The sequence below is a fragment of the Bacillus rugosus genome, from assembly GCF_023238245.1.
GTDB lineage: Bacteria > Bacillota > Bacilli > Bacillales > Bacillaceae > Bacillus > Bacillus rugosus.
Map to the genome: position 1 here is coordinate 2,004,166 of NZ_CP096590.1, position 15,407 is coordinate 2,019,572.

2 protein-coding genes are annotated in these 15,407 nt (G+C 46.8%); both read right to left on the bottom strand.

The window, feature by feature from the left end:
• Positions 1–20: 20 nt before the first annotated feature.
• On the bottom strand, positions 21–7,688 hold the full coding sequence (locus M0696_RS09910; RefSeq protein WP_248602732.1) for a non-ribosomal peptide synthetase: 7,668 nt from the start codon (positions 7,686–7,688) through the stop codon (positions 21–23).
• A 17-nt stretch (positions 7,689–7,705) separates the two neighbouring features.
• A complete protein-coding gene (locus tag M0696_RS09915; protein WP_222143893.1) occupies positions 7,706–15,385 on the bottom strand; it encodes a non-ribosomal peptide synthetase in 7,680 nt (2,559 codons plus the stop codon).
• Between the last annotated feature and the right edge of the window lie 22 nt (positions 15,386–15,407).

Below are 15,407 nucleotides of genomic sequence, written 5' to 3' on the forward strand. Positions count from 1 at the left end.
ATGTCTCCCTGTCCGATTTTCTACAATTCTTCCACCAAGCTGGATATACTGTCCAAATCCTCTGCCGTTAATGATTGACTGCTGAAATCGCTCAGCGTCTTTTCTGCTTTCTGTTTACCGGCGCAATGTTTCATAATGTCCCGCAAAAAGTGTTCAATCCTGTTGATAAGCTGCTCCATTGTATTTCTATGAAAGCGGGCTGGCGGATAACTAAGATTGAAATGGAGCTTGTTATCTGCTGCCATTGCACTCATCTCGATGATTTGCTCACGCTTCCATGTATGAGTGATATCCTTTCCGCTCCCAAGACTTGATGGACGGAAGCTGTCCTGTCTTTCGATGTCGTTGAACTGGCCCAAATAGTTAAAGCTGATGTCAGGTGTTTTTGAAAACGTAATGCTTTTGTTTTCAGGGTGTGTAAGGTATTTCAGCATACCGTAACCTACCCCTTTGTTTGGTATCCGACCCAGTGTATCTTTAACGGTTTTTACTGCGGTTCCGAGCTCATCCCTATGATTTTCAAAGCTTATGAGGGCCGGGTACATGGATGTAAACCAGCCGACCGTCCGGCTGATATCTAACTCTGGCAGAATGTGTTCTCTCCCGTGTCCTTCCATAGCGATACGGAGCTTGCTTCCGCCTGTCCATTCACAAATCGCCAAGGATGCTGCGGTTAACAGAATATCTTGTGTATCTGTACCATAGGCGTGATTGACGTTTTGCAGCAAAACGGTAGTGTCTGCTTCAGAGAGTGAAAAGCGTATCGAATCCCTTCTGCTGCAGTCTGTGTTCTCATAAAGCGGCATTTCATATGGCAGTTCTGCAGCTTGCTGTTCTTCCACACTTCGCCAATACGCCTCTTCACGAATCAGCCTGCTGCTTTGGGCATATTCCTGAATCCGTCTTGCGTATTCCTGGTAGGAATCAGTTTTAGGCGGAAGCTGAATCGCCTGGCCTGAAGATGCTTGTTGGTACCCTGCTGACAAATCCTCCAGCAAAATCCGCCATGCCACACCGTCAACGACAAGATGATGGATCGCAAGGAACAAGTAATCTCCTGTCAGTGTTTTAAACCACGCGGCATGTAACAATGGTCCTTTTTGCAAATTGATGCGTTGCTGAAGATCTGCAACTTCTTGTTTGATTTGCGTTTCCCAACCGCTTTCGGACTGTGAAAGATCAGATATTCTTAAACTGTACAGCTGTGACTCCTGAATGCCTTGGTTGATTTGAATCCATCGCCCGTCATCGTTACGATAAACCATCCGAAGCGCATCATGATGCTCCGCCAGTTTTTTTAAGGCTGCTCTAAGGGCGTCTTCAGACAAACGGTCAGAATGGAAAAGCATGACAGACTGATTAAAATGGTGTCGTTCTTCAATATCTTGTGAAAGAAACCATTGCTGAACAGGCGTCCAAGGAACATCTCCCTGAATGGGGCCTTGTTCTATGATTCTCTCTGTCTTACGGATAAATGGTGATAAGTCTTTTATCTTTGGATGCCGGAATAAATCACTTACCTGCAAGCTTAGCCCATGGCGCCCAAGGCGTGCAGAAACTTGAAGCGCTTTGATTGAATCTCCGCCCAATTCAAAAAACGAATCCTCTATTCCGATCCTCTGGATGCCGAGAACCTCCTGCCAGATCAATGCCAGCTGTTCTTCAAGGTCATCGCGTGGCGGGACGTACGTTTGTTTAGATGCGAAATCTGGTTCAGGAAGTGCTTTCCGGTTCAATTTGCCGTTTGATGTGAGCGGAAGAGTCTCCATTTCAATGATGTACGCCGGGATCATATAATTTGGCAGTGAACGCGCGAGAAGAGAACGCACTTGTTCAGCATTCGTGCCTGCATTTACGCTGATGTAGCCAAACAGCTCTTTGCTCCCCGTCTGGCCTGTACGTGCCAACACAGCGGCTTCTTTGACCCCGTCTATTTGGCGAAGTGCTGATTCGATCTCACCAAGCTCTACCCGATAGCCTCTGACTTTTACTTGATCATCAATACGGCCAACGTACTCAATTGTGCCATCGGGAAGCCAGCGCGCCAGATCACCTGTGCGGTACAGTCGATCGCCAGGCGCAAATGGATTTGGGACAAATTTCTCTTTCGTTAAATCAGGACGGCCCAAATATCCTCTGGCGACGCCATCTCCGCCGACACAAAGTTCGCCAACAGCTCCGATCGGCTGCAGCATTCCCCATTTATTTAAGATATAAGCGGTGGAATTACCAACCGGCCGCCCGATCGGAATGGAAAGTTCATATGTTTTTTGAATGTGAAGGCATGTCGAAAAAGTTGTATTTTCGGTAGGGCCATATCCATTCCATATAGATACTTCAGGGCAGACATTTCTGATTCTATTGACATGGCTCGGCGACAAAGCTTCTCCGCCTATAATCAAATGTTTCAGCTGTGAAAATGTTTGTTCATTTTGCTCTGTCAAATGATTGAATAGAGAAGATGTCAGCCAAATCGTTGTGATTCCTTGATGTTCTATGTATCTCTGAAGCTGATAGGAATCGAGAAATACTTGTTTATCGGACAGATGCAAAGCTGCCCCATTTAGCAGCGGTCCAAATATTTCAAATGTCACAACATCAAAACCGATTGATGATGTCATGAGAAAACGGTCTGCAGGTGTAAATGTAATATAATTGCTGTTTTTAACAAGACGAATTACACTTCGCTGCTCAATCATGACACCCTTTGGTTTACCGGTTGATCCAGAGGTATAAATGATATATGCAAGTGAATGCGGCCCTGCTGACGAGTCAATGTTCTTTGTTTCTCCTTGCTTTTGAATGTCTTCGATTATGAATTGTTCACATGCAATGTCTAATTGCCGTTTTCCTGCTTTTTCAGATCGAAGGAGTAATGCCGCACCGCTGTCTGACAGCATATAAGCTATTCGTTCAACAGGCAGATCAGGTGCGATAGGCAGGTAGGCTCCCCCGGCTTTCAGAATACCCAGCATTCCCGCTATGAGTTCTGGCGTTCGTCCTGTCAACAAGGCTACAACACGATCAGGCCCTACTCCTTTTCTCTGTAGAACTGAAGCAATTTGATTTGCCCGGCTGTTCAGATCCGCGTAAGTTAACTCTTGTGTATCGCTGACAATTGCAATGGCATTAGGTGTTTGTTCAGTCTGCATTTCAAAGAGCCTGCTGATGGTTTCATTTCTTGGATAATCTATTTTTGTACGATTGAGCTCATGGATAAGGTAATGGGTCTCATCCTCATTTAGCATATTTATTGTTCCGAGAGCGGCTTTGTTGTCTTGGATGATGGCGCGTAACATATTGATGAAGTATTGAAGCCACTTTTCTATCGTTTTTTTCTTATATAAGTCAGTACTAAACTCCATTTGGAACGTCAGCAAACCGCGGGGCTGTTCCTGGGTATATAGGGTTAAATCAAATTTGGACGTTTGATGCCCATTGTTTGCTGCAGATTTGAGACAAAGTTCATTCAGCTCCAACGATTCCTGATCCATGTTTTGAAGAACAAACATAACGTCAAACAGAGGATTTCTGCTCATATCCCGTGTCAATTCAAGCTTATCAACAAGTTCTTCGAACGGGTAATCCTGGTGCTCAAAGGCTTCCAATGCTGTCTCGCGCACTTCCTGCAAATGCTGCACAAACGGCTTCCCGCCCTCCGGGCGTGTCCGAAGCGCCAGCGTGTTCACAAACATGCCGAGTATCGGCTCAAGATCCTTGTGCGGCCGGCCGGCAATTGGCGATCCGACGACGATATCTTCCTGTCCGCTTAAGCGTGACAAGAACGCTGTGTAAGCCGCTAGGAGCACCATGTACAGTGTGCTTCCGTTTTCCCGTGCCAGTTTATGAAGGCCTGATGCGGCCTCTTGATCTAGCGTAAATGAGACCTTGTCACCCGCGAAGCTCCGCACCGGCGGGCGGGTATGATCAGCCGGGAGATCCAGGACCGGCAGCTCGCCCTCGAGCTGCTTCAGCCAGTACGCCTCCTGCGTCTGGTACGCGTCTCCTTTTTTAAATCCTTCTTGCCATACGGCATAGTCTTTATATTGAATGTGAAGCGCCGGAAGGGTCCGGTTGTTGTAAAGCTCCCCGAATTCCCGAATCAGAATGTTGACTGAAACACCGTCTGACATAATGTGATGCATATCAACCAGCAACAGGTGCCGCTCATCTGACACCTTTACGATTTGGGCACGGAACAGCGGCGCTTGGCTGAGATCAAACGGCTCGATAAACGCGGCTGCGGCTTCCTGTTCGGTTTGTTCGCCGAGGACTGCTGTCTGTAATGTAAACGGCACCTCGTCATGGATGCGCTGCACCGGCTCGCCGGCTTCGTCCTGATCGAAGGATGTCCGAAGCGACTCGTGGCGCTTGATCAGCTCTTTGAAAGCCCTGTCCAGCCTTTCGGGGTCAAGCTTCCCTTCCAGCTCTAACACAGCCGGCATATTGTAGCCTGTCCCTCCGTCCTCCAGCTGCTGAAGGACATAGATCCGTTTTTGCGCGGAGGAAACCGGATAGGTCTCACGCTTTTCAGCCGGTTTCATCGCTTCATATGGACTGTCCGTTCCTTCACGGATAACGGAAGCCAGCCCTTCTACCGTCGGATGGGCAAACACATCTTTCAGCGGCACCTGTACATCGAATTCTTTTGAGATCCGCGAGACAAGCGCCGTTGCTTTTAAGGAATGTCCTCCGCGGTCGAAAAAGTTGTCGTGAATCCCAACAGGACCGTTTTTCAGCACGTCCTCCCACAGCTGGGCAAGCTTCATCTCTGTCACATTTCTCGGCGCCGTGTAGGTCTTTGCATCTGCCGCTCCGTCAGGAGCTGGCAGGGCGTTTCGGTCCAGCTTTCCGCTTGGCGTAACCGGCCAGTGTTCCATCTCTATCAAATGAGCCGGGATCATGTAGCTCGGCAGCAGTCTTTCAAGCTGCGTCCGCACTTCGTTTCTTCTTAGTCCTTCTGTATAGGCGCATAATTCCGGCTCGCCGCTGTCAGTCCGTACGGTAACGGCTGCCTCTCTGACACCTTCAATGCTTCTAAGCGCTGCTTCAATTTCTCCAGGCTCAATCCGGTAGCCGCGGATTTTCACTTGATCATCCGTGCGGCCGAGGAATTCAATATTCCCGTCAGGAAGCCAGCGCGCCACATCCCCGGTTTTGAACATGCGTTCACCCGGGTAAAACGGGTCCTCAAGAAAACGCTCCTCTGTTAAGGCCGGCCGATTTAAATAGCCTCTGGCAACACCTGCTCCGGCAATGTAAAGTTCGCCGGCGACACCGCAAGGCTGTACGGCTAAATGCGTATCTAAAACATACAAACGCGCAGCGGGTACGGGCTTTCCAATCGGAATCCGCAAACGGTCCCTGTCCCGTTCTGGATCCAACACGTAAAATGCCGCGTCTACCGTGGCTTCTGTCGGCCCGTAACCATGGATTAATGATACCTGCGGCAATACAGAAGCAAAACGGGCTGCCGTACGCGGCGCAAGCGGTTCACCTCCGGCGAATACACGCTTCAGGCTTGTCCCGTCACCGAGCGCTAACATTTCCGCTTGATCGAGAAAGCTGTTCAGCATAGCCGGAATAAAATGAGCCGTTGTCACTTTTTCCTGATGAATGGCTTGTATGATCAATGCGGGGTCTTTTTCCCAGCCGGGCGGAAGCAGATACGCCGAAGCACCGGAAAGAGCCCACCAAAACAGCTGCCACACAGACGCATCAAAGGAAAAAGAGGTTTTCACCATGACAATGTCATCTTCCTGAAGCGGAAACTGACACTGCATGCCAGCCAGAAAGGAAACAGCCTGGCGGTGCTCAACGGCTACCCCTTTTGGCTGCCCGGTGGAGCCCGATGTATAGATGATATAGGCGAGAGAGCCGCTGTCAGCAGGAGCAAATACATGACTTTCTGCTTTTTCGCTCGCAAGAGATGCCGTGTCCACTTCAAGCGTCTCCCCGGAAAAGCTCGGTGCGGAGCATCCCGGCTGCGTCAGCAAGAGTGATGCCCCGCTGTCTTTCAGCATGTAGCTCAGCCGCTCCTTTGGATACGCAGGATCAAGCGGCAAATAGGCCCCTCCTGCCTTCAAGACAGCAAGGACAGCGATCAGCATTTCAGGTGAGCGTTCAGACAGGATCCCGACGATACTTTCGTTTGTGACGCCGCGTGCCGCAAGGTGCGCAGCCAGCCGGCTGGCGTACATGTCAAGCTCAGCGTATGTCAGCGAACCGCCGGAAAAGCGGATGGCCGGCCGTTCCGGTGTGACAGCCGCCTGTCGTTCAAACAGACCGTGCAGTGTCGGGGCTTCAGGCGAAACAGATACTGTCCCGTTGTTTTGAGAAAGGATTTTTCGTGTTTTGTTCTCATCTAGCAATGTCATCTTTGACACGGGAAGAGATGGATCAGAGATGACGTCAGAGACCATGTGCTGTAAATAATCTTTTATCTCGGACATCATGTTTGGTTGATAAGCGCCGGTATGAAAATGAATCCGAACGTACAACGTACGGCCTGGGATCACTTTGACACTGCAGCTATAATTGGTCACCTCTTCCATCTCAAAATCCTTCACGGAGAAATCAAATGATCGAGCCTGATTCAGCTCTTCAATCTCTTGCTGGGTAGGTGTATTTTCAAAGACGATAATATGATCAATCAGCTCTTGTTTGAGAGCACTCTGCGCCTGAATGTCATATAAAGGGAAGTAACTATACGCTTCTGCTTCAGTCATGTCTTTTTGCATCCTGCTGACTAAGTCAGAAAAAGAAAGAGAATCACTTTGGACTCGAATAGGAATGGTATTGATAAAAAGCCCGACCATGTTTTCCACATCTTTTAGCTCAGAAGGTCTGCCTGATATAACGGATCCGAACACAGCATCGCTGCTGCGATTGAACTTTTGGAGCATAATCCCCCATAAAGCTTGGAAAACAGTGTTTAGTGTCGCACCAGAAGCTGCTGCGATTTTCTGTAATTCGGAGGTTTCTTTTTCAGAAATGGTGAACGTGATCTGCTCTAATGTCCCATCCGGCATTTGATCTGTTCTTTTTGGCAGAGGCGTAGCTTTTTCGAAATGCTGAAGCCTCTTTTTCCAATACTCAGCCGCTTCTTCTCGGTCTTGCTGCATCAGCCATTTAATATACGTCCCGTACGGCTGTACGGGAGGCAAATCAGGAAGCCGACCTTTTCCCAGCGCTTGATAAATGTAGAGAAAATCCTTAATGACGATGCCTAAACACCAGCCATCCATTAAAATATGATGGTGGCTCCAGATACAGACATAACGATCAGGCGCCCATTTTAAAATAGATATTCTCATCAGTACATCTGTTTGGAGATCGAAGCCTTTGGACTTATCCTGCTCTTTGAATGCCTCGGTACAATGTTCTTTATCTCTTTCGTTGAGATGAGAAATATCTTCAAAATGAACATGGCAATGACGATGCTTGAGTACGACTTGACGGGGTTTGGCTACATTTTTATAGATGAACGCCGTTCGGAAGATTTCGTATCTTTCAAAAACAGCATCCATACTTTTCTGGAAACGCTCCAAATCTAGCTGTCCATAGATCGTAAAAGAAGCCTGTTCAAAATAAGCTCTTGACTGTTCATCATACAGTGAGTGAAAAAGCATCCCTTCCTGCATAAATGACAAAGGGTATATATCTTGTATTTCGGGTTGCTGCGGCATCAGTGAATCTCCTCTCCCTATAGTTTGTTGACGGCTCCCATAATCTCACTCAATTCATCAAGCGTTAAATCTTCATCAGTGAAATCAGATGCGCTCCACTCTCGGTTTTCTTTGCCCGTACAATGCTCAATGATGTATTCCAGAGTCTGTTTAAAATGCCCGGCAAAAGTTTGGATTGTTTTATTCCCAAATTGAAGCCTGTTATAAATCATGTGCATGTTTAGGCACCCCGAAGAAACGGCGCCGCTGATATCCAGTGCATGAGGACGCTCCCAGTTTGGGCTGATCTCATTCCCTGGCTTGATGTCAGAAACCTCAAAGGCTTTTGATTGAATATCCTGATCAAACTGACCTAAATAATTAAAGCTGATTTCCGGGCTGCCTTTCTCAGAACCCCATTTTTTGTTGGTATATTTCAGCACACCATAGCCTGCGCCCTTATGCGGTATACGGTGCAGCATATCTTTTGTCTGTTTAATGAGGTGGCCCAGCCGCTCATCTTTGTTCTTATGATCAGAATTGCTCATATCAAGCCATACAGGATAAATCGAGGTGAACCAGCCGACTGTTCTGCTAATGTCAATATCCTCAAGATATGATTCCCTTCCATGGCCCTCCATGCTGATTTTAAACTGGTCATAGCCTGTCCATTGCTGCAAAGCAAGGCCTAAAGCTGTCAGAAGGATATCATTCATCTCCGTGCTGTATGCTTTATTTGCAGCCGTTAACAATAATTCTGTGTGATGGCGGGACAGATTAAAATCAATCACTTCTGTATCTTTGAATGTGTTTGGTGCTGCTTCATTGTCTTTAGGAATAGGTTGAATGTGACGGTTCTCTCGCTCATTCCAATATGCTTCTTCTCGCTGCATCTGGCGGCTTTTAGAGTAGTCAGCTATTCTTTGTGAATACGTTAAATATGAATCTGTTTTTTGCGGCAGTTTAATAGATTCTCCTGAGACTGCCTGTTTGTAGGCCGTTGAAAAATCCTCGAACAAAATGCGCCATGAAACTGCATCAACAACTAAGTGATGAATCGTCAGAAACAAATGGTCTCCATTCTCGGCTCTAAACAATCCAGCGTGAATCAATGGACCGGTTTCCAAACGAATATGCTCTTGTATCTGGCTGGCTACTTCCTCAATCCGATTACGTGCTTCTGTTAAGTTATCCTTTACATTAAACAGTTCAAGAGCATATAACTCCTTATCTGGAAGATCTATCCCTCTGTTTATCTGTACCGGCCTGCCATCTTCATACCGGCATACGATTCTTAGTGCGTCATGATGAGTCACCAGGCTTTTCAGCACCTTTCTAAGCGCAATCTCGTCAAATCTTTCAGTCCGGTAGAGCATAACGGACTGGTTAAAATGATTGATTTCCAGAGATTGCGAGAAAAACCATTGCTGGATAGGTGTCCAAGTGATCTCGCCTTCGACCGGACTTTGGTCAATGACGCGTACGGCTTTTCGGACACGAGCGGACAGTTCACCAAGAGTCTGATGTTCAAACATCTCACGTACTGTCGTTTCAAATCCGCGCTGCTTCAGTCTGGCACAAACTTGCAGCGCTTTAATAGAATCTCCACCCAGTTCAAAGAAATTGGCGTTTACGCCCAGCTCATCTACATCAAGAAGCTCCTCCCAAATTTCAGCCATCACCTTTTCAATCTCATTTCTAGGGCTGATATCATCAGCAATATAATCGTGTTTATCAGGTTCCGGCAGGGCTTTCTGATCAAGTTTTCCATTAACAGTCAGCGGGATGCTGTCAACCTGTATCAAACGGGCCGGCAGCATAAAGTCAGGCAGCATGGTTTTAAGAGAAGCCCGGATGTCTGATGCATTCGCTGCCTGTTTATCTTTTGTCACCATGTAAGCATATACAACTGCTTGCCCTTGCTCATCTGTTCTTGTGATGACAGCCGCCTCTTTAACAATTGGAAGCTGAAGAAGAGCCGCTTGGATTTCGCCTAACTCAATACGGTGCCCTCTGACTTTAACCTGATCATCAATGCGGCCTAAGTATTCCAGCTCGCCATTTGACAGGCGTTTAGCAAGATCTCCTGTTCGGTATAATCTGTCCCCCGGAAGATAAGGATTAGGCACAAAACGGTCAGCGGTCAGCTCATCTCTGTTGAGATATCCCCGTGCCACACCTTCACCGCCTATATACATCTCCCCTGGAACTCCGATCGGCTGCAGATTCATATGAGCATCCATTACATATGCCTGCAGAGTTGAAAGCGGCCGTCCGATATTGCTTTTATTTTTTGCAATGTCTGCTGCGGACAATTTTTTGAATGTTACATGTACCGTCGTTTCTGTAATACCGTACATATTGATCAGATCAGTATCAGGATATTTTTCATTCCAGCTTTTCAGCATGCCGGGCTGTAAAGCTTCGCCGCCAAAAATTACGTATCGGATGTTTAATCGATCCGTATGGTTTTGATCTTCATGCATCAGGCCGTAAAAAGCTGTCGGGGTCTGATTGAGTACAGTGACGCGTTCTTTTTTTAACAATAATCGGAATGCATGGGGGTCACGGGCTGTTTCTTTAGAGACCACGACTAGTGTACTTCCGTTTAATAACCCACCGAACATTTCCCATACAGAGAAATCAAAGCAATATGAATGAAATAACGTCCAGACGTCTGCATGGCCAAATTCAAAAGGCAGGTTTTGATGCTTTAAGAGGCTGATCACATTGCGGTGCTCGACAATGACGCCCTTGGGCTGGCCAGTCGTTCCGGATGTGTATATCACGTATGCCGGCTGATCTGCTAGGGTTTGAATTTTAAAATCAGCCGGAATTGAATCATTTGCAACTTCATTGATATACAAAATAGGCCCCTTGTAGTCTGCAGGTTTGTTTTGACCGCGCTCTGTCAGCAACATTTCTGCCCCGCTGTCATTGAGCATAAAGCTGATACGTTCCTGAGGATATTCAGGATCAATCGGCAAGTAGGCCCCTCCAGCTTTTAAAATCGATAAAATGCCAATGATTATATCAGGCGACCGTTCGAGCATCAGACCGACGATATCGCCAGTTCTGATCCCTTGTTTGATCAGCATAGCAGCTGTCCGCTCAGCTTTTTCATTCAGGTCTCGATAAGTAAGCTGAGAGTCACCGCACACCACTGCGAGATGCTCCGGATGTTCAGCGGCTTTTTTTTCAAATAAGCTTACAATGTTTTCATTTCTTGGATAAGCGGCATACTGTCCCATTTTTTCAAGGAGCAAATTACGCTCTGTTGCAGGAAGCAATTGTATTTCCGAAATTCTCATCTTGGTATCAGCCGTTACACTTTTCACCAGTTCAATAAAATGGGATGCCCATCGCGCAATGGTCTCTTCTTCAAAAAGAGCGGTGCTGTATTCAAACCGGCAGTGAATCCCGCCCGAATGCTCCTCAGCGTGTAATGTCAAATCGAATTTAGATATATCGTGTTTTGGAGTGACAGACGAAATTGATAGACCAGGCACTTCGAACTGGAAATCCTCACTGCTTTGAAGCACGAGCATCGCATCGAACAGCGGGTTGCGATTTACCGCTCGATGTGTATCGAGCTTATCTGCCAGCTCCTCAAAAGGATAATCCTGATGCTCGTAAGCCGTCAGAGCCAGGTGGCGAATGTCCTGCAAATACGAGCTGAACGTTTTGTGGCCCTCGGGCTGGCTGCGCATCGCTAAAGTATTTACGAACATCCCGATGACGCGCTCCAGATCGGCGTGCGGTCTTCCGGCAGCAGGCGAGCCGACGACAATATCCTCTTGCCCGCTTAGCTTGGATAGCAAAATAGAATAGACAGCCAGAAGAATCATATACAACGTTGTTCCCGTTTCAACCATTAAACGGTGCAGCTCATCTGCCGTGTCTTTATCAATGTTTACTTTGATTGTTCCGCCGCTGAAATCAGGGAGACGCGGTCTTGTTTTATCAAGCGGTAATTCTAATACAGGAAGACTCCCGCCAAGCTGATCGAGCCAGTAAGCCTCCTGTTTTTTGTATAGCTCTTTCGGGTACTTCTCTTGCTGCCAAACAGCAAAATCCTTATAATGCAGGTTTAAAGCTGGCAACTCTTTTCCGCAATACAAGTCAGTAAATTCTTGGACAAGATTGCTCATCGAGACACCGTCGGCAATAATATGGTGCATATCGAGCAGCAAAAAGCCGCGATTATTGCCCATTGTAATGACACATGCTCTAAAAAGCGGACCGGACGATAGATCAAACGGTTTGATAAAAGATTCGATTGCAGACTCAAGCATTTGTTCTGATTCCATTTCAAGCTCTTTCAGATCAAAAGCCATCTCTGGATATATGATCTGCACGGGCTCTCCTCTGTCAAGCACAAAAACAGTCCGCAATGCTTCATGCCGATTCACAAGTTCTGTGAGAACGCTTCTCAACCGCTGGCGATCCAGATTTCCGCGTAATTCAAGTACAGCGGGCATGTTATAGCCTGTGCTGTCATCTGCCAGCTGATGAAGAGCATATAATCGTTTTTGCGAGAAAGACAGCGGATAGACTTCTCTTTGATCCGCAGGCTCAATCTGTGTAAAAGCATGTTCTTTTAAGCCCGTCAATTTGACTGCCATGCTTTCAACCGTCGGATAAGAAAACACCTCACTGAGCGGCAGCTCGACATTAAGCTTTTTATGTATTCTTGATACCAGTGCGGCCGCTTTTAAGGACTGTCCGCCTAATTGAAAGAAATCATCACGAATGCCGATTTGCTGTTTATTTAGCACATCTCCCCAAATATGTGCGAGATCAGCCTCGATTAAAGTTCGGGGCGGCATATATGTGAGGCTCGCATTGTTTTCTGGTTCAGGAAGTGCTGACCGGTCAAGCTTCCCGCTGGATGTTAATGGCATCCTGCTGATATTGGTAATACTTGCGGGAATCATATAGGGCGGCAATGTCCCGGCTAGATGCCGATACAAATTCGGGAGATTGTTTCCCTTTTCCGGAACGATATAAGCGACGAGCTCTTTTTCCTCAGCAGAAACATCGCGGGCCAGTACCGCTGCTTCCTTCACTCCTGGCGCCTGTCGAAGAACCGTTTCAATTTCTTTCAGTTCAATGCGGTAACCCCTAATTTTCACTTGATCATCAAAACGTCCTATATATTCAATCGTTCCATCCGGCAAAAAGCGGCCTGCATCACCTGTTCTGTATAAACGCTCCCCTTCAAGGAACGGGTGATCGGAGAATGCTTTGTCTGTAAGCTCTGGCTGTTTGTAGTATCCTTTTGCAAGACCCTCGCCGGAAATACACAGTTCGCCCGCCGCGCCGATCGGCTGCATTTGATTTCCGTGTAAAACAAATACTTTCGTGTTTGCAATCGGGTGCCCGATCGTGATCCTCCCTTTTTCATTCAGTTGTCGCAATATTGTTGTTGCCACACTATTTTCCGTGGGCCCGTATTCATTTGCCAATTCTGCAGAAGGACAAATCTTTTCACTCATCTCAAGTAGATCAGGCGTGACCGCTTCACCCGCAAATGTCACAATACGAAGACTTTTTGCATCGCCAGCAGTCATCACTTCCAATAACACCCGGTACAGGGAAGGAACAATGATCATGTGACTGACTTTATAACGGGCTATTTTTCGTTTAAGGGCTAGAACATCCTTCGCTTCGTCATCTGTTGTCAGCAGTACGCACGCACCGGATAAAAGCGGGGTAAACAAGCTCGTCACACAACCGTCAAACACATATGAAAACAAATGGAGGGATATATCCTGTTCGGTCATGCCATACTCTTCCCGTCTCCATTGCAATGTATTGGCAATGCCATGATGATCAACGAGAACACCTTTAGGCCGCCCTGTCGTTCCCGAGGTATAAATCAAGTAGGCAAGATCACCAGGCGGCACATCTGGAGCTGCTGATTGGTAGCTTTCTGTACGTTCTATCGGTATCATATTTCCTTCATAGTGCGGCGGGATGAATGACATAAGGTCTTCTTCTATCAGCAATTGGGCTGCTTGACTGTCCTTCAGCAGGAAAGAAAGACGTTCTTCTGGAAAATTTGGATCAAGCGGCATATAAGCGCATCCTGCTTTCCAAATCCCAAGTAAAGCTGCGGGCATTTCCATTGACCGGCCCATCATCACAGCCACGATATCTCCAGGTCCAACGCCTTTTTCTATCAGGGCGTGCGCAATCTGATTGGCTCTTCCATTTAATTGGTGATAGGTCCAGCATTCGTCTCCCATTTTCAATGCAGCAGCTTCAGGTGTTTTGTGAGCTTGTTCCTCGAACAATTGGGATATCGTTTTGTTCACATAAGGACGCTCTGTTTCGTTAAACAATTGGATAACCTGTTGCTCCTCCGGCGGCACGATATTGATGTCACTGACGGCAATATCGGGATGTGTCAAAATGCAATCTAGCGCTTGCTTTATATGGCCTTGAATCCGCAGCATCTCCTCACGTTCATAAACGGCTGCGTTGTAGCTGAATTTGATATAAAATGATTCTCCCGGAACAATAACGATATTAAAGTCGTAATTGGTTTGTTCGGACATTGAAATGTCACCCAGCTTCAGTGCGCTTTCGTCATTTTCACTCTCGATGCTTAATGCCTGATGAAGCTGTACAGGATAATTTTCAAAGACAAAAATATGATCGATCAAGCCTTGCTTCAATGGACTATGGTTTTGGATCTCATAAAGCGGATAATACCCATGCTGTTCAGATGCTAAAATATCCTCCTGCACGGCTTTGGCCAGCGAAGAAAACGTCATGCCCTCCGCAGATCGAATTCGCACTGGAACAGTATTAATAAACAAGCCGACCATTGATTCAATCCCGTCAATCGCTGACGGGCGTCCTGAAATAACGGAGCCAAAAACTGCATCATCAGCGGCAGTATATCGATGGAGAAGCACGCCCCACATACTCATAAACAACGTGTTTAGTGTCACTCCCCAATTTTGGGCGGCCTCAGTCAGTTTCTCAACCATTTCCGGTGCTAAAGAAAAGCTGATCTGGTCGGCTTTATAATCCCCGTCCGCCGGGCGGCGCTTTATCCGGGGGATAGATGCAGTATTGCCGTACTCCTTCAAATATCCGCTCCAGTAAGCAGCAGTCTCTTCTTGATCTTGTTCTCCGAGCCATTCAATATAGCGGCTGTACGGCACCGTGCTGCCAAGCCGTACAGGTGAGTTATTTTTGAGCGAATCATACATGCTGAAAAACTCTTTAAGAATAATGCCCAGACACCAACCATCCATGATGATATGGTGATGTGTCCATACACATGTATATTGGCTGTTGCCTCTATCAAAAAGGGCAAGACGCATTAACGGATCTTTTTGCAAATTAAATCCTTTTTCCCGATCCTTGGTCATAAAAGCATCGATCAGAGCCTGCTGTTCATGATCGGCCAGGTGAGAAAAATCTTCTCGATACACTGTCAATTCCCGGTTTGACAGGACTACCTGCTGCGGACCTGTAAGATCTTGGACTTCTTTAATAAAAATCGTTCTGAAAATATCATACCGGGAAACAAGAAGGTTTAAGCTCTTTTGAAACGAGTCGATGCATAGATTCCCTGTGATCGTAAACGATGTCTGTTCGACATAGGCTTTTGAGCTGAAATCCATCAGTGAATGAAACAGCATTCCTTCCTGCATGTGCGATAACGGATAAATATCTTGAATCTGTGCCGATTGTGCCATCAATTCCACACACCTTTTCAAA

Bases quoted from the DNA above. Each gene is read 5' to 3' on its own strand.
- M0696_RS09915 (WP_222143893.1), bottom strand. From the start codon at position 15,385: ATGGCACAATCGGCACAGATTCAAGATATTTATCCGTTATCGCACATG.
- M0696_RS09910 (WP_248602732.1), bottom strand. From the start codon at position 7,688: ATGCCGCAGCAACCCGAAATACAAGATATATACCCTTTGTCATTTATG.